Below are 19,552 nucleotides of genomic sequence, written 5' to 3'. Positions count from 1 at the left end.
TCCTCTATTAGCGGCGGGCCATCATTTCGTCGACGATATCGCCCAGACGCTGCAACTTCGGTGCGGAAACATCACGCAGCATCAGTTCGGTATCCGGCAGACCCACGACGGATGACCAGACCGCACGCCCGGCCAGGAAGCCGGATGCGCCTGCGGTCATTGCTACGCTGACCGCGCGTGGGAACAGTTTTTCATCCACACCAGAGGAGAGAATGACCCACGGCATGTTGATGTTTTCATTCAGGCGCTGAGAGGCGCTAAGCAATTCCTGTTGGGTTCCTTTGCCGTACAGCGGCATTTCGACCTTGTAGAGATTGGCACCGCTGTCGCCCAGCTCTTTCGCGGCATCGATGATGGCCTGTTCACGGCAGAACTTATCGCCACGACGCGGTGGGCGAACAACCGGCTCGATGATGCTTAGCAGCCCATTGGAATGGCATAACTCATTGAATTCTTTCACCATATCCAGACGCTGTTGGGCATCTTCATCGCTACGCCACAGCACCAGCAGTTTGAGAGCCTTAGCACCATCTTGCTTCACAGCCTGCGGGTTGATTTTTTTATCAATCACTACGCTATCGACCGGAATTCCGTTACCCGGAATAAACTCATCAGCGGCCACAATCATGGCGCAGCTTTTGGCGACCGCGTTTTGCTCTACAACCTGGCGGTAGCAGAACTGCTGATCGACCAGAATGGCGGAGGCATAGGGGGACAGAATCTTTGCAGCATTGACTTTGAAATCGGTCAGCACGCTGTCATTGACCGGGGATTTTGCACCCGCAGCGGCAAACATTAAGCGCATGGCTTCGCGCTGATCGACCGCCAGCATGGCAAAACCGCCGGAAGCTCGGGTGATATCTTTCAGGGTGTACTTCGTCATTGTTCAGTCCTTACTTATCTGTGTGTTTATTTAGCCCGGCGGATGCGCGAACCTGTTCAAGAATGGCCGTCCAGTCTTCCCGGCCACGGCCAGCGGCGCGTGCCTGGTTATAGACTTCGCGAGATGCGGCACCGAGCGGCATCGGCACATGTAGTTGGTTGGCAACGTCCAGCGCGATGCCAAGATCCTTGTGAGCTAAATCGATCATGAAGGCCGGGGAAAGATCGCCTTTCAGCACTTTGTTCGGCCAGGAGGTAGTGAAGTGGCCTTTCCCGGCGGGAGTGCCGCTCATGACTTGCAAGGCCACATCGAAGGAGAGGCCGAGCGCTTCGCACAACACGGCGGCTTCAGCAGACAAGGCGTTTAACGCGATGCTCATGTAGTTGTTGATGAGCTTGACGCGAATGCCCATGCCGGGACCGCCTGCGTTGATCAATTCATTACCCATCGCCATCAGAACCGGTGTGGCGCGTTCTACCTGCTGTGCCGTTCCACCTGCCAACAGCAACAGCGTTCCCGCGATAGCGTGATCGGAGGTACGTCCAACCGGGCAATCCATCATGTCGAAGCCTTTGTCACGCATATCGGCGATCAGTTTGTCGGTTTGCAGTGGGTGAATAGTCGACATATCAATCACTAATGCCTGTGGGGAAAGGCTTTCACAGATACCCTGCTCGCCGAACAGTACGCTGCGCACCAGATCGCCGTTTGGCAGCATTGTGATGACAAATTCTGCCCCTTTTACTGCCTGAGCCGGGCTGCTGGCAGGTTGGGCTCCTTTTTCCACCAGGCGCTGAACGGCATCCGGGTTAACGTCAAAGACGCTGAGTTGATGACCCTGCTTCAGCAAGTTGCTCGCCATGGGTGAACCCATCTGACCTAATCCGATAAATGCTATAACTGCCATAACGTTCTCCTGAGACGTGGATGTCATTTTTTGTCATTTAAGGTCGTTTGTTTTTGTCTGTTTTTGATCGTATTTGTAATTTATGGTCAAAAAATTGACAGCCGTCACTTTTTAAACATTTTGTGAAATTAAAATGATCCCATCTTGAAACGCCTAAGGAATGACCATGATTCGTATTGCTTGTGTAGGTATTGCCGTGATGGATCGCATCTATTACGTGGAAGGTTTACCGACCGAAGGAGGTAAGTATGTGGCGAAGCGTTATACGGAAGTGGGCGGCGGGCCTGCTGCAACGGCCGCAGTGGCTGCAGCGAAGCTGGGCGCGCAGGTGGACTTTATTGGCCGTGTGGGCGATGACGACACCGGAAATAGCCTGCTGGCAGAGCTGGAATCCCTGGGGGTAAACACCCGCTACACCCGGCGCTATGCGGGGGCAAAGTCTTCGCAATCGGCAATTATGGTTGATGCGCAAGGAGAACGGATTATCGTTAACTATCCCAGCCCGGATTTACTGCCGGATGCTGCCTGGCTGAATGAGATCGATTTTTCCCAGTGGGATGTGGTGTTGGCGGATGTTCGCTGGCACGAAGGTGCCAGGCAGGCGTTCACGCTGGCGCGTCGGGCGGGAGTGATGACGGTACTGGATGGTGACGTCACGCCACAAGATATCAGCGAGCTGGTGGCGTTGAGCGATCATGCGGCGTTCTCTGAACCGGGTCTGGCGCGTTTAACCGGGATAAATGATTCTGAAGCTGGACTTAAACAAGCAAAAACGCTCACAAATGGTCATGTCTATGTGACACGAGGGAGCGAAGGCTGTGACTGGATAAAAAATAATACGTTGCAGCATCAATCTGGATTTAAAGTCGATGTTGTGGATACTACGGGAGCTGGGGATGTTTTCCACGGTGCGCTCGCATTCAGCCTGGCGGGTGGCGATGCTCCAGAAGAGGCCGTCAGGTTTGCCAGTGGGGTTGCTGCGTTAAAATGCACTCGCCCGGGAGGAAGGGCCGGAATCCCTGACTGTGATCAAACCCGATCTTTTCTGTCACTTTTTGTATAAAATGCCAGGGCAATGGTTTTTCGAGGAAATTTCATGAGTCTTACCGAACTGACCGGTAACCCGCGGCACGATCAGCTGTTGATGCTGATTAGCGAGCGCGGTTATATGAATATCGACGAGCTGGCGAGCCTGCTGGACGTGTCCACGCAAACTGTGCGTCGTGATATTCGTAAACTCAGCGAGCAGGGATTAATTACGCGTCATCATGGTGGCGCGGGCAGAGCCTCCAGCGTGGTGAATACGGCGTTTGAGCAGCGTGAAGTTTCCTGGACGGAAGAGAAGAAGGCCATCGCGGAAGCGGTGGCTGACTACATTCCCGATGGATCAACGGTGTTTATTACCATTGGCACCACCGTTGAGCAGGTGGCCCGCGCGCTGTTAAACCATAATCATTTGCGCATTATTACCAACAGCCTACGCGTGGCGCACATTCTGTATAACAACCCACGTTTTGAAGTTATGGTACCAGGTGGAACGTTACGCCCGCACAACAGCGGCATCATTGGCCCTTCTGCTTCAGCATTTGTGGCTGATTTTCGGGCCGACTACCTGGTTACCAGCGTTGGTGCGATCGAAAGTGATGGCGCGCTGCTGGAGTTTGATGTCAATGAAGCCAGCGTAGTGAAAACGATGATGTCCCATTCAAGACACATTCTGCTGGCAGCGGATCATACGAAATATACGGCTTCTGCCGCGGTAGAAATTGGTAACGTGTCTCAGGTGACTGCGTTGTTTACTGATGAATACCCAGATCCGGCATTACACAATTTACTCCAGTCACAGCAGGTTGAAATTGTGCAGGTGAGTCCTTCACAGGATGATGCTCTGGCCGTGTAATTCCTTCTAATGATGGCTTGATAAGTTCGTAGCCATCACTCTCGCATAGTCAAACTTCTCCTTTCCCGCTACAGTTATTCATCCACGGCGAAAAAGGAGAAGGGCATGCTCTATATCTTTGATTTGGGTAATGTGATTGTCGATATCGACTTCAACCGCGTGTTGGGCACATGGAGCGATCTAAGTCGTGTACCGTTGGCTTCGCTAAAGCAAAGTTTCACCATGGGGGAGGCTTTTCACCAGCACGAGCGAGGTGAAATAACGGATGAAGCCTTTGCCGAGGCGCTATGTCATGAGATGGCGCTGCCGCTAAGTTACGAGCAGTTCTCTCACGGCTGGCAGGCCGTTTTTGTCGCCTTGCGCCCTGAGGTCATCGACATCATGCAAAAGCTGCGTGAGCAGGGGCATCGGGTGGTCGTCTTGTCGAATACCAACCGCCTGCACACCACGTTTTGGCCGGATGAATATCCCGAGATCCGTCAGGCTGCTGACCATATTTACCTTTCCCAGGAACTGGGCATGCGTAAACCGGAAGCGCGGATTTACCAGCACGTCCTGCAGTCTGAAGGTTTTTCTGCGCACGATGCGGTCTTTTTTGACGATAACGCCGATAATATTGAAGGGGCTAACCGGTTAGGGATCACCAGTATCCAGGTCGTCGATAAAAAGACCATTCCTGACTATTTCGCGACGTTGTTATGCTAAAAAATGTTCAGCAGCAAGCCAGGCATCATACGCGTCCTGTACGAGACTGGCTGAAGCTATTATGGCAGCGGATTGATGAGGACAATATGACGACGCTGGCAGGGAATCTTGCCTACGTTTCGTTGCTCTCATTAGTGCCGCTTATTGCCGTCGTATTTGCGCTTTTCGCCGCATTTCCGATGTTTTCCGACGTCAGTGTCCAGTTACGTCATTTTATTTTCGCAAACTTTATCCCGGCGACGGGAGACGTCATTCAACGTTATATCGAACAGTTTGTCGCCAACTCGAACAAAATGACGGCAGTCGGGGCATGCGGGCTGATTGTCACAGCGTTATTGTTGATGTATGCCATTGATAATGCGTTGAATACTATCTGGCGCAGTAAGCGTACTCGCCCTAAAGTTTACTCTTTCGCCGTCTACTGGATGATTTTAACGCTGGGGCCGCTGTTGGCGGGGGCCAGTCTGGCGATCAGCTCTTATCTGTTGTCATTGCGCTGGGCCAGCGATCTCAACACGGTGATTGATAACGTCCTGCGTATTTTCCCGCTGGTGCTTTCCTGGCTCTCGTTCTGGCTGCTTTACAGCATTGTACCGACTACGCGTGTACCCAACCGTGATGCGGTTATTGGTGCCTTTGTGGCTGCTGTGTTGTTCGAAGCCGGAAAGAAAGGATTTGCGCTCTATATCACGATGTTCCCGTCTTATCAGCTCATTTACGGTGTTCTGGCGGTGATCCCCATTTTATTTGTCTGGGTATACTGGACCTGGTGTATCGTCTTGCTAGGCGCGGAAATAACTGTCACTCTCGGGGAATACCGCAAACTTAAACAAGCCGCAAAAGAAGAAGAAGCAGAGCAACCATGATTGCATTAATTCAGCGCGTAACCCGTGCCAGCGTCACCGTGGAGGGCGAGGTGACGGGTGAAATTGGCCCAGGACTTTTGGTCCTGTTAGGTGTCGAAAGGGATGATGACGAACAGAAAGCGAATCGCCTGTGCGAGCGTGTACTCGGTTATCGAATCTTTAGCGATGCCGAAGGTAAAATGAACCTCAACGTGCAGCAGTCAGGCGGCAGCGTGCTGGTGGTTTCACAGTTTACGCTGGCGGCAGATACCGAGCGTGGCATGCGCCCGGGGTTTTCGAAAGGCGCAGCGCCCGAGCGTGCAGAAGCGCTGTATGAATACTTTGTTGAGCGTTGCCGCCAACAGGAAATGAATACGCAAACCGGTCGATTCGCTGCGGATATGCAGGTTTCACTGGTTAATGATGGCCCGGTGACGTTCTGGTTACAAGTATGAACCAGCTACCGGTATGGCCGCGGACAACAAGAGAGAATACGACTATGTATCACCTTCGAGTACCGCAAACAGAGGAAGAATTGGAGCGTTACTACCAGTTTCGCTGGGAGATGCTGCGTAAACCATTGCACCAGCCAAAAGGCTCCGAACGGGATGCCTGGGACGCGATGGCGCATCACCAGATGGTGGTGGACGAAGAGGGGAATCTGGTTGCGGTAGGGCGTCTGTATATCAATGCGGATAATGAAGCTTCCATACGCTTTATGGCCGTAGACCCTTCCGTGCAAGAGAAAGGGTTGGGCACGCTGATGGCGATGACTCTGGAGTCTGTGGCGCGTCAGGAAGGGGTCAAACGCGTAACCTGTAGTGCCCGTGAAGATGCGGTCGAATTTTTCGCCAAGCTCGGTTTTGTGAGCCAGGGGGAAATCACCACGCCGCAAACCACGCCGGTGCGCCACTTTTTGATGATTAAGCCCATTGCGACGCTGGACGATATTCTCCATCGCGGTGACTGGTGCGGACAGTTACAACAAGCCTGGTACGAACATATTCCATTGAGTGAGAAAATGGGCGTACGCATTCAGCAGTACACTGGGCAGAAATTTATCACCACGATGCCCGAGACAGGCAATCAGAATCCGCACCATACCCTGTTTGCCGGTAGCCTGTTTTCACTGGCTACGCTAACGGGCTGGGGACTTATCTGGCTGATGCTGCGCGAGCGTCATCTGGGTGGGACAATAATCCTGGCCGACGCGCATATCCGATACAGCAGGCCGATCACCGGGAAACCAACTGCTATTGCCGATCTGGGGTCGTTGAGCGGTGACCTTGACCGCCTGGCAAGAGGTCGCAAGGCGCGCGTTCAGATGCAGGTCGGGGTGTTTGGCGATGACACTCCGGGCGTCGTGTTTGAAGGTACTTACATTGTGCTACCTGCGAAACCGTTTGGCGCATATGAAGAAGGCGGTAACGAGGAAGAGTAGGTCCTCTGGCTAAAATGTAATGTTGGGTTCATTTGCTGATGTAAAATGCGGATTATGAAAATGCCATAATCCGCATTTTGATAAAAATCGCATGCTGTCGATAATTGTATTGACGGGTACCTTCCTTAATTTCAGAACTCATGAACATCCTTATTGGCCAAGCCGCCAGGCCACATCTCGCATCACATTTCGTGCCGCCGGGCTCACCCCTGCCAACTGGAAAAAACCGTGGATGACGCCGAGATAGCGTTGGCAAGAGCACTCCACGCCTTGCTCCAGGAACCGTTGATACAGGGCTTCACCCTCATCTCGCAGTGGGTCGAATTCGGCAGTAATGATGTGCGTGGGCGGTAAACCGTTGAAGTCTTTGCGCCAGAGTGGGCTGACTTCGGGATGTAATGGATCGGTTTTCGGCATATACATTTCGTAGCCCGAAAGCAGTGTATCGCGAGTGATAATGTAATCCCGTCCATTATGGTCATAGCTCGCAAAGCTGGCAGTTGCGTCCAGCATCGGGTAGATCAGCATAAGCTGTGCAGGTTGCCATTGCCTGGCCGCTTTCAGGCGTAGTGCGGTGACCAGCGCCAGGTGTCCACCTGCGCTGTCGCCAGCAAGCGTAATGTTGTCCCGGTCTACTCCCAGTTTCTGGGCATACTTCCAGATGATATTGGCCCCGGTTTCAGCATCGTTATGTGCTGCCGGGAAGGTATGCTCTGGTGCGAGGCGATACTGCACCGCAATGATCCGACAGCCGCTGTACCAGGCGAGTTGCCTTAGCTGGTTATCATGTGTGGCAAATCCACCGCTGACAAAGCAGCCACCGTGATAATAGATAACGCAGGGGAGATTTCCCGTGCTGCCCCGCGGCGAAATAACGCGAAATGCCATGGCATCGAGTTCAATATCTTCAGCCTGTACGCGGGTTTCAGTTTCTCCGGCCAGCGTCGTACTGGCAATATAGGCCGCTCTCCGGTCATCAATATTCTGCTCACGGGAAGAAGGGCGTCCCGCCGCGATAAATGCCTCAACTAACTGCGCAATCCCGCTTTCCAGTGCCATTTTTAAATACTCTTATCTGTATAGATATACAGTTTTATAACCTGGATTACTAAGAATGAAAATGGGAAAAATAGGGATGGGTATGATTCTGGAAAGCGGCTCGCAAAAGTAAAAATCGTTCGCGTGGAGGCTATTTTCTTGCTTTTTTCAGGTGTATGTTGTGTGGAAATTAATCGCTGATGATATACTGGAGGTATATATGAGTATGATGGCTGGGATGGATATGGGCAGAATTTTACTCGATTTATCAGATGAAGTGATTAAACGTCTTGATGATCTCAAGGTGCAGCGCAACCTGCCGCGAGCAGAACTTTTACGGGAGGCCGTTGAACAGTATCTTGAGAGGCAGGATCAGGCTGAAACCACAATTTCACGTGCTCTTGGGCTGTGGCAAGGCTGTGAGGAAGATGGTGTTGAATACCAGCGTAAACTCCGTGAGGAATGGTAATGGTCAAAGGATCCGCGCTTTTTGATACCAACATCCTCATCGATCTGTTTAGTGGGAGAAATGAAGCAAAACTAGCGATAGAAACATGGCCGCCGCAGAATGCAATCAGCCTCATTACATGGATGGAGGTGATGGTGGGTGCAAAAAAATACCATCAGGAAGCCCGTACTCGTGTTGCGCTAGGTGCTTTTAACGTGATCGGCGTTTCACAGGATATTGCTGAACGAAGCGTGAGTATCAGACAGGAATATGGGATGAAATTGCCGGATGCCATTATTTTGGCAACAGCACAGATTCATCGTCTTACGCTGGTTACGCGAAATACTAAGGATTTTGCAGGCCTATCCGGTGTGGTCACACCGTATACATTATAACCCGGGCGACTTACGCCGCCCGGTAGTGCGAAGAACTTACTCCCCTTCACCCGGGAACAGGAACGGGTTGATGGAGCTGCGGGCAAAGCCCTCTTGCTCCATGTGCGCGTCCAGCATCAGTGAGGCGAGATCGTCGGCCACGGCTTCGACTTTCGGGTCTTTTTCCTGATAGAGAATCTTCAGGTAAGTCCCGCAGTCGCCGCAGCTTTCAGCTTTGATTGCCGCCTGTTCGTTATCCAGTGACCAGTAGTTCAAATCACGGCTCTGCTCGCAGTTGCTGCACTTCACGCGCACCACGTGCCACTCGGTTTCGCACAGGTTGCAGTGCAGATAACGCAGACCCTGGGTGGTACCGATTTGCACCATGCTGGAGACCGGCATTGAACCACACACCGGGCAGTACTGACGCTGTTCACCGTATTCCGCACGGGCTTTGCCGGGGATCAGGCTTGCCATCTGCGCCCAGTAGAGCGACAGGGCAGCCCAAATGAACGGTGCTTTGTCGCTGCTGACGGAGGCAAAATCAGAGGCAAACAGCGCGCTGGCCATCAGCTCCAGTTCTTGCTCTGAGGCTTTTTCCAGATTCTCGATCACCGCTAACGCGGGACCGCTCATCTCTGGCTTCAGCTCAGCAATCAACGAATGCAGCAGCTTTTGCCAGTGCTTGTCGCGTGGCAGGACGTGGATATCCAGCGGCGGTTTGCCCTGATCGTTCGCTTCTTTGATGCGCGCGGTCAGATCCATCTGCAGCGGATGGTCGTACAGCACCACTTCCTGCGCGTGGGCGATCAGCGCGGCAAAGCGCAGGTAGTCGCCCAGCGGGTTGTTCTCGGCCAACTCGCGCAGGCGCTCAGCACGGCGGTTATACAAATTTTTGAGTCTGGGGAATAATAACGGCGGAATCATATCCGCCGTGCGTTTCTCGCTCTTCTCCAGCTCATCTTGCGGGATTATGCGAATACTCATTCAGATGACTTTTCCTGTTTCTGGCGGACTTCACGGTACCAGCGCGGGTGATGTTTCTTCGCCCATGAGCTGGTAACCCATCCTTCCACCATCGCGGTAATGGTGCCTTTCACCCAAAGGGCGGCGTAAATGTGCACCATGATAACCACAATTAGCGCTACTGCGGCAAATGAATGCAGCATTAACGCGAATCGGATCACCGGGATTGAGAAAGCAGGTGCAAAATACGGACGCCAGATGACCACTCCGCTCACCAGCAACAGGACCAGGAAGATAATCGCCGCCCAGAATACGCATTTCTGGCCGAAGTTATAACGTCCCGTGTCACCTACTTCCTCGTTGACGACAATCTTACGAATATTCTTCGCCCAAAAGATATCATCCCGATTGATTAGATTGTGGTGCCAGTAACGGAAAAACATGATGATAAACGAGGCAAACATGATCACGCCGACAAACGGGTGCACAATTCGCGCCAGTTGCGGAGTGCCCATGATGTGCATCAGCCAGTTAAAAGACGGGAAGAGAAAGCCCATCCCGCTCACTGCCGCCAGAATGAAGCAGAAGGCAGTGATCCAGTGGTTGATGCGTTCCGGCGCCGTGTAGCGCACGATGGTGTCACGTCGTTTCATTTGCGCACCTCGTCTTTTTCTTCATGCAGGTTGTCTTCTTCCTCTTCCGCGCGGTTCGGGCCTACACCGACGTAGTGGAAGATACTGGCCGCAAATGTCGCTGCAAAGCCGACGGCTGCGAGAGGTTTCCAGATGCCTTTCCAGAATTTCACGGTGGCGCTGATTTCCGGGTTCTCCGGCAGGCCGTGATACAGATTCGGCTTGTCAGCATGGTGCAATACGTACATGACGTGCGTACCGCCAACGCCTGCCGGATCGTACAGACCCGCGTTTTCGTAACCACGCGTTTTCAGCTCCGCCACACGCTCGCCTGCCAGCGTTTTCATCGACTCTTTAGTACCGAAATGAATCGCGCCGGTTGGGCAGGTTTTCACGCAGGCCGGTTCTTGCCCGACCACGACACGGTCAACGCACAGCGTACATTTGTAGACGCGATTGTCTTCCGGGTTGAGGCGCGGCACGTCGAACGGACAGCCTGCGATACAGTAGCCACAGCCGATACACTGCTCGGACTGGAAGTCGACGATACCGTTGGCATACTGAATGATTGCGCCTTCAGCCGGACACGCCTTCAGGCAGCCCGGATCGGCGCAGTGCATACAGCCATCCTTGCGGATAAGCCACTCCAGTTTGTCGTTTTGTTCCACTTCTGAGAAACGCATCACCGTCCAGGATTTAGCGGTCAAATCAGCTGGGTTGTCGTACACCCCAACGTTGTTGCCCACTTCATCACGGATGTCGTTCCATTCTGAACACGCCACCTGACACGCTTTACAGCCGATACAGGTGGTGACGTCGATAAGCTTCGCCACCTCTTCCTGATGGTCCCGCGCCTGAGGCGCGGGGGTGAAACCGTTAGTGGCGGAACGACGAATGATGTCTTGCGATTGATAAGCCATAGGTCGTCTCCGTTACACCTTTTCCACGTTCACGAGGAAGGACTTAAATTCCGGCGTCTGCGTGTTCGCATCACCGACGAATGGCGTTAACGTGTTAGCGATAAAGCCTTTTTTCGCCACACCTTCGTAGCCCCAGTGAATCGGAATACCGATGGTGTCGATATCCTGACCGTTGGCCTTCAGCGTGCGAATACGTTTAGTCACCACTGCTTTGGCTTTAATGTAGCCGCGGTTAGAGGAGACTTTGACGGTATCGCCATGAGAGATACCGAGCTTATTCGCCAGCTTCTCGCCAATTTCCACAAACTGTTCCGGCTGTGCGATGGCATTGAGCAGCGCATGCTTGGTCCAGTAGTGGAAGTGCTCGGTCAGACGATAGGTCGTACCGACGTACGGGAATTTATCTGCTTTACCCAGTGCTTCCGCGTCACCTTTAAAGATGCGCGCGGCAGGGTTAGAGATAACGTTCGGGTGCAGCGGGTTAGTCCCCAGCGGCGTTTCAAACGGCTCGTAGTGTTCCGGGAACGGACCTTCCGCCATCTTATCGATAGCAAACAGGCGTCCCATCCCTTCCGGCTGCATGATGAACGGACCAACGTTGCTGCCAGGTGCGGCGGCGCTGTAGTCCGGAATATCCATCCCGCTCCATTTCGCCCCATCCCATTTCAGGATCTGACGTTTTGGATCCCACGGATTCCCCTGCGGATCAGCGGAAGCGCGGTTATACAGAATGCGTCGGTTGAGCGGCCACGCCCATGCCCAGCCCAGCGTGTTGCCAAGGCCTGATGGGTCGGCGTTATCGCGACGTGCCATCTGGTTGCCTTCCGGCGTCCAGCTACCGGCAAAAATCCAACAGCCACTGGAAGTGGTGCCGTCGTCACGCAGTTGGGCGAACGAGCTAAGCTGTTGGCCTTTCTTGACGATGATTGCACCTGTTGCCGGGTCGGTAATGTCGGCCAGCGCTTTACCGTTGCTCTCCATCGCCACTTCTTCCGAAGCCGGTTCGTGTGGTGTGGAGTAGTTCCAGGTCATGCTCAGCACCTGTTCCGGGTTCGCGCCACCCTGCTCGGCATACATCTTGCGCATGCGCAGGAAGATACCGGCGAGGATTTCACCATCGGTAACGGCAATCCCCGGGGCGTCCGCGCCTTTCCAGTGCCACTGCAACCAGCGACCGGAGTTAACGATAGAACCGTTCTCTTCGGCGAAGCAGGTGGATGGCAGACGGAATACTTCGGTCTGGATTTTCGACGGGTCCACATCGTTCGACTCACCGTGGTTCTGCCAGAAGGTGGAGGTCTCGGTGTTGAGCGGGTCGATGGTGACCAGGAATTTCAGTTTGGACAGTGAAGCCACGACCTTGTTTTTATTCGGGAATGACGCGACCGGGTTAAAGCCCTGGCAGATATAGCCATTCACTTTGCCCTGGTTCATCATCTCGAAGTACTGCAGCACGTCGTACCCTTTATCCCACTTCGGCAGCAAGTCGAAGCCCCAGCTGTTTTCCGCTGTCGCTTTATCGCCAAAGAAGGCTTTCATCATTGAGACGAAGAATTTCGGGTAGTTGCCCCAGTAGTTCACCTGACCTTCCAGCAACGGTTTTGGCGTGTTGGCGGCAAGGTAGGTTTGCAGGTCAGTCTGTTTTTCGCTCGGCAGCGTCATATAGCCCGGCAGGCTTTGTGACAGCAGGCCTAAGTCGGTCAGACCCTGAATGTTGGAGTGACCGCGCAGGGCGTTAACACCGCCGCCGGCCATCCCCATGTTGCCAAGCAGCAACTGGATCATCGCCATGGTACGGATGTTCTGCGCACCTACGGAGTGTTGTGTCCAGCCAAGGGCGTACAGGAACGACGCGGTTTTATCTTTGGCACTGGTTTCTGCGATGTACTCACAGACCTTCAGGAAGTCAGCCTTTGGCGTACCGCAGATATTTTCTACAACGTCCGGCGTGTAGCGGGAGACGTGCTGTTTCAGCAGGTTCCACACGCAGCGCGGGTGTTGCAGGGTGACATCGCGTTTGGCGAAGCCTTTTTCATCCAGCTCGTAGTTCCAGCTGGTTTTGTCATACTTGCGTTTGTCCGCGTCGTAGCCAGTGAACAGGCCATCTTCGAAACCGTAATCCTCACGCACGATCAGGCTGGCGTTGGTATAGGCCTCAGTGTATTCGCGGTTGAATTTTTCGTTGTTCAGCAGGTACAGCAAGACGCCTGACAGGAAAGCAATGTCAGTACCGGAACGAATCGGCGCATAGAAATCAGCCACCGCTGCGGTTCGCGTAAAGCGCGGATCGATCACAATCAGCTTCGCGCCGTTGTGAATTTTAGCTTCCATCGCCCAGCGGAATCCGACCGGGTGAGCTTCAGCGGCGTTACCGCCCATCACTACAACGAGGTTGGCGTTTTTAATGTCGACCCAGTGGTTGGTCATCGCACCGCGACCAAATGTTGGAGCAAGACTTGCTACCGTTGGTCCGTGTCAGACGCGTGCCTGGTTATCGACCGCGAGCATACCGAGCGCGCGGGAGAATTTTTGCGTTAAATAGCCGGTTTCGTTACTGGAAGCGGAAGCACACAGCATCCCGGTGGAAAGCCAGCGGTTAACGGTTACGCCTTCGGCGTTTTGTGCAACGTAGTTTGCGTCGCGGTCTTCTTTCATCAGCTTAGCGATGCGGTCAAATGCCTCATCCCAGCTTATCTGTTGCCACTTATCAGAGCCTGGTGCGCGGTATTCCGGGAATTTCAGGCGACTTTCGGAGTGGATGAAGTCCACAAGTCCTGCCCCTTTCGGGCACAGCGCGCCACGGTTAACCGGGTGATCCGGGTCCCCTTCGATATGGAAGATGGATGCTTTGGCGTTTTTTGCTCCGTCACCGAGACTGTACATTAACAGTCCACAGCCAACGGAACAGTAAGTGCAGGTGTTACGGGTTTCGCGGGTACGCAGCAGTTTATATTGCCGTGTTTCCGCGAGCGCTACGCCGGGTGCAAAACCCAGTGCCGCTGCCGTGGTGCCTGCCATACCGCCAGCGCAGATCTTAAAGAACTGCCTTCTGCTGACCTGCATGGTTTGCTCCTTTTTCGACATTGTCACGTTCCCTCACTTTTCCGTTACTAGAGCGTGAGGGAAGTGGTTGTTATTTTTCTTTGCGGACGGGACCGCAAAGGTCCAGAATTGGGTGAATTTCCCTCCGTCCAGGAGGGATTTGTAAAGAATACCACAATGTTGGTATGCGTGTTCCAATATGGTTAAAAGAAAGTGAATAAGATTATTCGAGAAAACATCAAAAATGTGACGACTTTGACAGGATCGCGCCAGTTGACCCTCTGGAAACGCGAGGATTTGCAACATCCTCAGCCGGATGTCGTCGCTGAAGAAGTACCGGTTGCGCTGGTTTACAACGGGATTTCGCACGTGGTAATGATGGCGTCACCGAAAGATCTTGAGCACTTTGCGATGGGCTTTTCACTTTCTGAAGGCATTATTGAGCGCCCACAGGATATCTACGCAATGGAAGTGGTTCCTTCCTGTAACGGATTAGAAGTGCAGGTTGAGCTGTCCAGTCGTCGATTTATGGGGCTGAAGGAGCGTCGTCGCGCGCTGGCCGGTCGCACCGGTTGCGGCGTTTGTGGCGTGGAGCAGCTCAATGACATTGGCAAGCCAGTCCAGCCGCTGCCGTTTACCCAGACATTCGATCTGGTGAATCTCGATCACGCTTTACGACATCTCAATGATTTTCAACCCGTGGGGCAACTGACAGGCTGCACGCACGCGGCTGCCTGGGTACAGCCGTCAGGTCATCTGGCGGGCGGGCATGAAGATGTTGGGCGTCATGTTGCGCTGGATAAACTGCTGGGGCGACGCGCAATCGAAGGCGAAACCTGGCAACAGGGTGCAGTATTAGTCTCCAGCCGCGCCAGCTACGAGATGGTGCAGAAGTCGGCGATGTGCGGCGTGGAGATCCTGTTTGCTGTTTCTGCGGCGACAACGCTGGCGGTAGAAGTTGCCGAGCGCTGCAACCTGACGCTGGTGGGCTTTTGCAAACCGGGCAGGGCGACGATTTATACACACCCTGAGCGTCTGATAGCTGAATAACAAGCATTCAATTATTTTGAATAAGACTGGCAAATCCTTCCGCTTTTAGTTGTGCGATGTGAGGGCTATTATTTATCACATCAAGGCAAGGTGCCTTACTCAAACAACTAAGTTAAAGGGTTTATATCATGAAAAGCATCAAAACTTTTGTCGCAGTTATCGCTCTGGCTACTTCTTTCGGTTCTTTCGCTGCTCAGACAGTTACCGCAACCGGTTCTACGCTGGAAAGTGCTGAAGCAAAAATTGCCGCCCAAGCTGAACGTGCAGGCGCCAGCGATTATAAAATCACTCAGGCTTACACCGGCAACCGCGTGCACATGACTGCTGAACTGCTGAAATAAGATACCTCAGTACTGTCGAAAGAGCGCCCTTGAGGCGCTTTTTTAGTTTATGCCCGCTATTCTCAGCAATGCGGTCACCACCGCGGCGGCAACGATCACCACAATTAGCGGCAGCTTGCGCCAGGCGAGAAATACCGCGAAGCCAACCCCAAGAACCCGCGCCATACCGGCAAAGTGTTCGCCTTCGTAAAAGGTGGTCGCCAGCGCAACGGAGAACAGTAATACCGTTGCGGCGTCGGAAAGCAGCGCCTGCGAGCGTTCCGAGAACGCTAAACGACCCCCAAGCTTCGCTCCGCCTAAACGCATTAAATAGGTTCCCAGAGATAAGATGGCGATACCGATGATAAACAGCGTCATGTTGCCCATTATTTTTTCCTCGTCAGTAAGCCAAACAGTGAGAGCAAAACCGGTAAACCGACCGGCGCAAAGGGGATGGCGGCAAGCGACAACCCGGCACCGCTACAGGCGCGAATCAGCGTGGTGCGGTTTTTAAAGGCCGGGACCACTAAGGCCAATAAAATAGCAGGGAAGACGGCATCCAGACCGATGGTTTCTGGGGCGGGGAGCAGTTTGCCGACGCCCGCGCCGATCAGTGTGCCAACAGGCCAGAAAATCGCGACGCCCAGACCGCACAGCCAATAGGCTGCTTTACGTTGTTCGGGCGTTTTTTGCGACAGGCCGAATACTACGCTTTCGTCGTTCATGATATGACAACCGAGGAAACTCGCAGCCCGGGAGCCCACAAGATCGCGCACCGTGACGCCAAACGGGACGTGTCGGGCGTTGACCAGTAAACCGGCAGCCGCAGCCGCCAGTGGGTTACCGCCGCTGGCGACGATGCCGATAAACATAAACTCGGATGCACCCGCCAGCACGGTAATAGAGAGCACAAACGGTACCCACAGCGGGAAGCCGTAGGCCATTGCCAGCGAGCCGTATGACATGCCGACTACGCCGACGGCCAGACAGACTAAAAATATTGCTTTTATTGTGTCGCTTTTGAGACTGGAAAAATAATGTTGCATACCATTTTAGCCATATCGAACGAATTTCCATTATAATGAACGCGACCAGTCAATATTACAAGTCGAACGATTCGTTCGATATAAAGAACATGGAGTCGTGAATGACCCAGCCCATCAGTATGATCGCGAAAAGCCTGGTGCGTGAACGTCAGCGCACCGGTTTGTCACTGGCAGAGATTGCCCGTCGCGCAGGGATTGCAAAATCGACACTCTCGCAATTGGAAGCGGGCAATGGCAATCCTAGCCTGGAAACGCTCTGGTCGCTGTGTGTGGCGTTGGATATTCCCTTTGCGCGCCTGCTGGAACCACAGGAACAAAAAACGCAGGTGATTCGCCGTGGCGAAGGAACAAAAGTCGTGGCTGAGCAGGCCCACTATCAGGCCATTTTACTGGCCGCCTGCCCACCGGGGGCACGGCGGGATATCTATCTGCTGCTGACGCAGCCGGGCGCGGATCGGATTTCACAGCCGCATCCGCCGGGATCGGTTGAACACATCATCGTGACGCAGGGTAAGGCGATGGTGGGATTGACGGAAGCACCGGAGGAGTTAGGCGAGGGCGACTATATTTGTTACCCCGCTGACCAGGCGCATATCTTTAAAGCGCTGGAGCCTGACACCCAGGCGATTCTGGTTTCTGAGCAGAACTAACTGTTATGTTGCGTTGTGCCGGATGCGGCGCGTTAGCGCCTTATCCGGCCTACAAGACTACTGCAAATAAAACACTTCTTTTAGCTCTGCGCTGACCGGACTGTTGTCTGGGTTTGCTGGCATTACGTCACGCATATGCTTCCACCAACGTTGGCAAACGTCGGTGCTGGCAACGGCATTCCAGCGTTCTTCGGACTCAATCTCAACGGTGGCGAACAGCAGATTGCGCTCCTCGTCGAGATAAATCGCGTAGTGATGGGCGCCGTGTTCTTTCAGCACTGTTTCCAGTTCTGGCCAGATGGGGTTATGACGACGCTGGTACTCAACGTGCGCGTCGGCATTCACCTTCATTATAAAGGCCTTGCGAATCATAACGCCTCCAGATACAGCTCGCGGACCTCGTCGCGGCTGGCGGTGCGCGGGTTGCACGGCGCACACGGATCGGCCAACGCTTTATCCAGCCAGCCCTCAATATCCTCTTTCGTCACGCCAAGTGAACTAAAGCCCGCAGGAATACCGACACGCTTGCTGAGTGCACGAATCGCGTTGATGGCCTCCATACTTGCCGCTTCATCGCTCATGTCACGGATATCGACGCCCATCGCCTGCGCCACGCGGGCAAAGCGCGCCACGGCGTTCGGGCGGTTAAAGTTTTCGATTACCGGCAGCAGGATGGCGTTGCAGACGCCGTGTGGCAGATTATGGGTTGCGCCCGGCTGATGTGCCAACGCATGTACCAGACCCAGGCCAGCGCTATTAAATGCCATCCCCGCCAGATACTGACCAAACGCCATTTGCTCACGAGCTTCGAGGTTATGACCGTCGTCGACCGCTTTTGGTAGCCACAGGTTGATCAGGCGAATCGCTTCCAGCGCGTTAGCGTCGGTGAGCGGATGCGCACCAACGGAAACATAGGCTTCCACCGCGTGGGTTAAGGCGTCCATACCGGTTGCGGCGGTGACGGATGCCGGAATGTCCAGCATGACGCTGGCGTCATCCACGGCGATATCCGGGATGATATTCGGGTCGATGATCACCTCTTTGACCTTACGGGCAGAGTCGATAATGACCGCGTTGCTGGTCATCTCTGCTGCCGTTCCGGCGGTGGTATTGATGGCGACCAGCGGTACACCTGCATTTTTCACTTTGCCTACGCCGGAGTAAGCGGTAGAAGGGCCGGGGTTGGCGGTCAGGATCTTCACCGCTTTAGCGGTATCGATCGGGCTACCGCCACCGAAGGCAATAATGTAGTGACATTCTGCGTCCTGATACGCCGCGAAACCTTTCTGCACCAGCTCTTCCGTCGGGTTTGGAAACACTTCATCAAACAGGTGGTAAGACATCTGATGTTCATCCAGCGCGGCAAACAGGCTATCCAGCAGGCCCAGTTTTACCAGTTGACCATCGGTGACGATCAGCGCTTTACCCCATTGCTTATTCGCCACGAGGTTCACCATATCGGCAATCGCGCCGGCGCCATGCAGGCTAATTTTTGGCAGTGCCAACATAAAGCTCATCATTATTCTCCTTACAATGCCAGTGCGCTGGCCAGCGGCGTCACGCCGAAGCGTTTGCCAAGTGCGATCAGCTCTTCACGCGTAATGGTCTGCTTCATACCGCCCATCGAATAGATTTTGACTAAAACTTCTGCAGATTTCTCTGCGGTATCGATCAAACCGAACGCTTCGTCGAGGGTGGGTCCACTGCCGAACACGCCGTGGAATGGCCACAGTACCAGCGAGTGTTTCTGCATTTCCTCGGCGGTCGCCTGACCAATTTCATCTGTACCTGGCACCATCCACGGCAGAATGCCAACGCCATCCGGGAACACCACCAGGCACTCGGTGCTGCCTTCCCACAGCTTGCGGGTAATCAGCGCGGTGTTGTTTTCCAGCACGTAGGTCAGAGCGATCAGGTTGGTGGCATGGCAGTGCATGATCACGCGGTCTTTACCGTTCGTCGCTTTAATGCGTTCGCAGTGAGAGAGGAAGTGAGCCGGCAGTTCAGAGGTCGGTACAGCCTCGTGAGTCAGGCCCCAGAGAATGTGGTAGCCCGCACCGTCGCTGTCGATTTTCACCACGCCCAAATTGGCTGCTGGATCGAGCTGGACGTTGCGGAAAAATTTCCCCGAACCGGTGACGATAAACGGCGTATTCGCCAGCAGCGGCATCGGCTGACTCAGCGCGATATAGCGTGGTTTTTCGTGGAAATCGGCGCTAAATGGCGCGATATCTGCTTCATCAAGACGCAGCGTCAGGTTACCGCCGTTACGCTCGTCCCAGCCTTTCAGCCACGCATCAGAAGTGGCTTTTATCATCCCCTGGACGAACCAGGAAGTAGTAATGTTTTGCATGTTCGGTGTTCCTGTTTAGTGCCCGAACGTTA

General features: G+C 53.8%; 23 protein-coding genes. 11 read left to right on the top strand and 12 right to left on the bottom strand.

What is annotated here, in order from left to right; genetic code table 11:
• Positions 1-7 precede the first annotated feature (7 nt).
• Together yihT and yihU are read right to left on the bottom strand one after the other, a co-directional pair.
• Positions 8-883 (bottom strand): sulfofructosephosphate aldolase, encoded by an 876-nt coding sequence (yihT, locus tag OGV74_RS05475; protein ID WP_086504724.1) that lies wholly within the window; start codon positions 881-883, stop codon positions 8-10.
• Positions 884-893: 10 nt separating this feature from the next.
• Positions 894-1,790 (bottom strand): sulfolactaldehyde 3-reductase, encoded by an 897-nt coding sequence (gene yihU / locus OGV74_RS05470; protein WP_008323155.1) that lies wholly within the window; start codon positions 1,788-1,790, stop codon positions 894-896.
• A gap of 166 nt (positions 1,791-1,956) precedes the next feature.
• Between yihU and OGV74_RS05465 the strand changes: the two genes are divergently transcribed.
• From OGV74_RS05465 to fabY, 6 genes are all read left to right on the top strand, one after another.
• On the top strand, positions 1,957-2,853 hold the full coding sequence (locus tag OGV74_RS05465; RefSeq protein WP_003028660.1) for a sugar kinase: 897 nt from the start codon (positions 1,957-1,959) through the stop codon (positions 2,851-2,853).
• Positions 2,854-2,886: 33 nt separating this feature from the next.
• Positions 2,887-3,690: a DeoR/GlpR family DNA-binding transcription regulator gene (locus OGV74_RS05460; RefSeq protein WP_003028661.1), complete on the top strand. Its 804-nt coding sequence runs from the start codon at positions 2,887-2,889 to the stop codon at positions 3,688-3,690.
• 105 nt (positions 3,691-3,795) lie between these two features.
• On the top strand, positions 3,796-4,395 hold the full coding sequence (yihX, locus tag OGV74_RS05455) for a glucose-1-phosphatase (RefSeq protein ID WP_003028663.1): 600 nt from the start codon (positions 3,796-3,798) through the stop codon (positions 4,393-4,395).
• The gene (locus OGV74_RS05450) at positions 4,389-5,261 is read left to right on the top strand and encodes a virulence factor BrkB family protein (protein ID WP_003028669.1); all 873 of its coding nucleotides are present in this window, start codon (positions 4,389-4,391) and stop codon (positions 5,259-5,261) included. The genes yihX and OGV74_RS05450 overlap by 7 nt, the downstream gene beginning before the upstream one ends.
• The gene (dtd, locus tag OGV74_RS05445; RefSeq protein ID WP_003028671.1) at positions 5,258-5,695 is read left to right on the top strand and encodes a D-aminoacyl-tRNA deacylase; all 438 of its coding nucleotides are present in this window, start codon (positions 5,258-5,260) and stop codon (positions 5,693-5,695) included. The genes OGV74_RS05450 and dtd overlap by 4 nt, the downstream gene beginning before the upstream one ends.
• 44 nt (positions 5,696-5,739) lie before the next feature.
• Positions 5,740-6,681 (top strand): fatty acid biosynthesis protein FabY, encoded by a 942-nt coding sequence (fabY, locus tag OGV74_RS05440; protein WP_003825286.1) that lies wholly within the window; start codon positions 5,740-5,742, stop codon positions 6,679-6,681.
• 150 nt (positions 6,682-6,831) lie between these two features.
• Here the strand turns inward: fabY and OGV74_RS05435 are convergent, their stop codons facing one another.
• Complete coding sequence (locus OGV74_RS05435; protein WP_171859177.1) at positions 6,832-7,740, bottom strand: alpha/beta hydrolase; 909 nt, start codon at positions 7,738-7,740, stop codon at positions 6,832-6,834.
• A gap of 205 nt (positions 7,741-7,945) precedes the next feature.
• On the opposite strand from OGV74_RS05435, the gene OGV74_RS05430 reads away from it, so the two are divergent.
• A complete protein-coding gene (locus tag OGV74_RS05430; RefSeq protein ID WP_043018956.1) occupies positions 7,946-8,188 on the top strand; it encodes a ribbon-helix-helix domain-containing protein in 243 nt (80 codons plus the stop codon).
• On the top strand, positions 8,188-8,562 hold the full coding sequence (locus tag OGV74_RS05425) for a type II toxin-antitoxin system VapC family toxin (protein ID WP_003028682.1): 375 nt from the start codon (positions 8,188-8,190) through the stop codon (positions 8,560-8,562). The genes OGV74_RS05430 and OGV74_RS05425 overlap by 1 nt, the downstream gene beginning before the upstream one ends.
• A 36-nt stretch (positions 8,563-8,598) precedes the next feature.
• Here the strand turns inward: OGV74_RS05425 and fdhE are convergent, their stop codons facing one another.
• Genes fdhE through fdnG form a run of 4 tightly spaced genes read right to left on the bottom strand, consistent with a single transcriptional unit; the run spans position 8,599 to position 14,122 of the window.
• Positions 8,599-9,528 carry a formate dehydrogenase accessory protein FdhE gene (gene fdhE / locus OGV74_RS05420; protein WP_086504728.1) on the bottom strand — a complete coding sequence of 310 codons (930 nt, stop codon included), beginning with the start codon at positions 9,526-9,528 and terminating at the stop codon, positions 8,599-8,601.
• Positions 9,525-10,160 carry a formate dehydrogenase cytochrome b556 subunit gene (fdoI, locus tag OGV74_RS05415; protein ID WP_003028686.1) on the bottom strand — a complete coding sequence of 212 codons (636 nt, stop codon included), beginning with the start codon at positions 10,158-10,160 and terminating at the stop codon, positions 9,525-9,527. Before fdoI ends, fdhE begins: the two co-directional genes overlap by 4 nt.
• A complete protein-coding gene (gene fdoH / locus OGV74_RS05410; protein ID WP_003028691.1) occupies positions 10,157-11,059 on the bottom strand; it encodes a formate dehydrogenase O subunit beta in 903 nt (300 codons plus the stop codon). Before fdoH ends, fdoI begins: the two co-directional genes overlap by 4 nt.
• Positions 11,060-11,071: 12 nt before the next feature.
• Entirely contained in the window at positions 11,072-14,122 is a 3,051-nt protein-coding gene (gene fdnG, locus OGV74_RS05405; protein ID WP_086504729.1) for a formate dehydrogenase-N subunit alpha, read from the bottom strand.
• Between the two features lie 192 nt (positions 14,123-14,314).
• On the opposite strand from fdnG, the gene fdhD reads away from it, so the two are divergent.
• Positions 14,315-15,151 (top strand): formate dehydrogenase accessory sulfurtransferase FdhD, encoded by an 837-nt coding sequence (gene fdhD / locus OGV74_RS05400; RefSeq protein ID WP_003028711.1) that lies wholly within the window; start codon positions 14,315-14,317, stop codon positions 15,149-15,151.
• A gap of 128 nt (positions 15,152-15,279) precedes the next feature.
• A complete protein-coding gene (locus OGV74_RS05395; protein WP_003825262.1) occupies positions 15,280-15,492 on the top strand; it encodes a YdgH/BhsA/McbA family protein in 213 nt (70 codons plus the stop codon).
• 42 nt (positions 15,493-15,534) lie between these two features.
• On the opposite strand, the gene OGV74_RS05390 is transcribed toward OGV74_RS05395, so the two are convergent.
• Positions 15,535-15,858, bottom strand: coding sequence for an AzlD domain-containing protein (locus OGV74_RS05390; RefSeq protein WP_003028717.1), 324 nt, complete (start codon positions 15,856-15,858; stop codon positions 15,535-15,537).
• Positions 15,858-16,517: an AzlC family ABC transporter permease gene (locus OGV74_RS05385; protein ID WP_048220089.1), complete on the bottom strand. Its 660-nt coding sequence runs from the start codon at positions 16,515-16,517 to the stop codon at positions 15,858-15,860. Before OGV74_RS05385 ends, OGV74_RS05390 begins: the two co-directional genes overlap by 1 nt.
• A 101-nt stretch (positions 16,518-16,618) precedes the next feature.
• On the opposite strand from OGV74_RS05385, the gene OGV74_RS05380 reads away from it, so the two are divergent.
• Complete coding sequence (locus tag OGV74_RS05380) at positions 16,619-17,167, top strand: helix-turn-helix domain-containing protein (RefSeq protein ID WP_003028726.1); 549 nt, start codon at positions 16,619-16,621, stop codon at positions 17,165-17,167.
• Positions 17,168-17,224: 57 nt separating this feature from the next.
• On the opposite strand, the gene rhaM is transcribed toward OGV74_RS05380, so the two are convergent.
• Genes rhaM through rhaD form a run of 3 tightly spaced genes read right to left on the bottom strand, consistent with a single transcriptional unit; the run spans position 17,225 to position 19,520 of the window.
• Entirely contained in the window at positions 17,225-17,539 is a 315-nt protein-coding gene (gene rhaM, locus OGV74_RS05375; protein ID WP_061548031.1) for an L-rhamnose mutarotase, read from the bottom strand.
• A complete protein-coding gene (fucO, locus tag OGV74_RS05370; protein WP_032950685.1) occupies positions 17,536-18,684 on the bottom strand; it encodes a lactaldehyde reductase in 1,149 nt (382 codons plus the stop codon). The genes rhaM and fucO overlap by 4 nt, the downstream gene beginning before the upstream one ends.
• 11 nt (positions 18,685-18,695) lie before the next feature.
• A complete protein-coding gene (gene rhaD / locus OGV74_RS05365; RefSeq protein ID WP_046671346.1) occupies positions 18,696-19,520 on the bottom strand; it encodes a rhamnulose-1-phosphate aldolase in 825 nt (274 codons plus the stop codon).
• Positions 19,521-19,552 lie beyond the last annotated feature (32 nt).

It is taken from the genome of Citrobacter sp. Cf116, from assembly GCF_030336505.1.
GTDB classification, from domain to species: domain Bacteria; phylum Pseudomonadota; class Gammaproteobacteria; order Enterobacterales; family Enterobacteriaceae; genus Citrobacter; species Citrobacter freundii.
The sequence above is the reverse complement of the archived record's forward strand: the minus strand, read 5'-3'. Positions and strand labels throughout refer to the sequence as shown.

What these genes read in the sequence shown, in the direction of transcription:
- yihT (WP_086504724.1), bottom strand. Translation starts at nt 883, where the DNA reads ATGACGAAGTACACCCTGAAAGATATCACCCGAGCTTCCGGCGGTTTT.
- yihU (WP_008323155.1), bottom strand. Translation starts at nt 1,790, where the DNA reads ATGGCAGTTATAGCATTTATCGGATTAGGTCAGATGGGTTCACCCATG.
- OGV74_RS05465 (WP_003028660.1), top strand. Translation starts at nt 1,957, where the DNA reads ATGATTCGTATTGCTTGTGTAGGTATTGCCGTGATGGATCGCATCTAT.
- OGV74_RS05460 (WP_003028661.1), top strand. Translation starts at nt 2,887, where the DNA reads ATGAGTCTTACCGAACTGACCGGTAACCCGCGGCACGATCAGCTGTTG.
- yihX (WP_003028663.1), top strand. Translation starts at nt 3,796, where the DNA reads ATGCTCTATATCTTTGATTTGGGTAATGTGATTGTCGATATCGACTTC.
- OGV74_RS05450 (WP_003028669.1), top strand. Translation starts at nt 4,389, where the DNA reads ATGCTAAAAAATGTTCAGCAGCAAGCCAGGCATCATACGCGTCCTGTA.
- dtd (WP_003028671.1), top strand. Translation starts at nt 5,258, where the DNA reads ATGATTGCATTAATTCAGCGCGTAACCCGTGCCAGCGTCACCGTGGAG.
- fabY (WP_003825286.1), top strand. Translation starts at nt 5,740, where the DNA reads ATGTATCACCTTCGAGTACCGCAAACAGAGGAAGAATTGGAGCGTTAC.
- OGV74_RS05435 (WP_171859177.1), bottom strand. Translation starts at nt 7,740, where the DNA reads ATGGCACTGGAAAGCGGGATTGCGCAGTTAGTTGAGGCATTTATCGCG.
- OGV74_RS05430 (WP_043018956.1), top strand. Translation starts at nt 7,946, where the DNA reads ATGATGGCTGGGATGGATATGGGCAGAATTTTACTCGATTTATCAGAT.
- OGV74_RS05425 (WP_003028682.1), top strand. Translation starts at nt 8,188, where the DNA reads ATGGTCAAAGGATCCGCGCTTTTTGATACCAACATCCTCATCGATCTG.
- fdhE (WP_086504728.1), bottom strand. Translation starts at nt 9,528, where the DNA reads ATGAGTATTCGCATAATCCCGCAAGATGAGCTGGAGAAGAGCGAGAAA.
- fdoI (WP_003028686.1), bottom strand. Translation starts at nt 10,160, where the DNA reads ATGAAACGACGTGACACCATCGTGCGCTACACGGCGCCGGAACGCATC.
- fdoH (WP_003028691.1), bottom strand. Translation starts at nt 11,059, where the DNA reads ATGGCTTATCAATCGCAAGACATCATTCGTCGTTCCGCCACTAACGGT.
- OGV74_RS05395 (WP_003825262.1), top strand. Translation starts at nt 15,280, where the DNA reads ATGAAAAGCATCAAAACTTTTGTCGCAGTTATCGCTCTGGCTACTTCT.
- OGV74_RS05390 (WP_003028717.1), bottom strand. Translation starts at nt 15,858, where the DNA reads ATGGGCAACATGACGCTGTTTATCATCGGTATCGCCATCTTATCTCTG.
- OGV74_RS05385 (WP_048220089.1), bottom strand. Translation starts at nt 16,517, where the DNA reads ATGCAACATTATTTTTCCAGTCTCAAAAGCGACACAATAAAAGCAATA.
- OGV74_RS05380 (WP_003028726.1), top strand. Translation starts at nt 16,619, where the DNA reads ATGACCCAGCCCATCAGTATGATCGCGAAAAGCCTGGTGCGTGAACGT.
- rhaM (WP_061548031.1), bottom strand. Translation starts at nt 17,539, where the DNA reads ATGATTCGCAAGGCCTTTATAATGAAGGTGAATGCCGACGCGCACGTT.
- fucO (WP_032950685.1), bottom strand. Translation starts at nt 18,684, where the DNA reads ATGAGCTTTATGTTGGCACTGCCAAAAATTAGCCTGCATGGCGCCGGC.
- rhaD (WP_046671346.1), bottom strand. Translation starts at nt 19,520, where the DNA reads ATGCAAAACATTACTACTTCCTGGTTCGTCCAGGGGATGATAAAAGCC.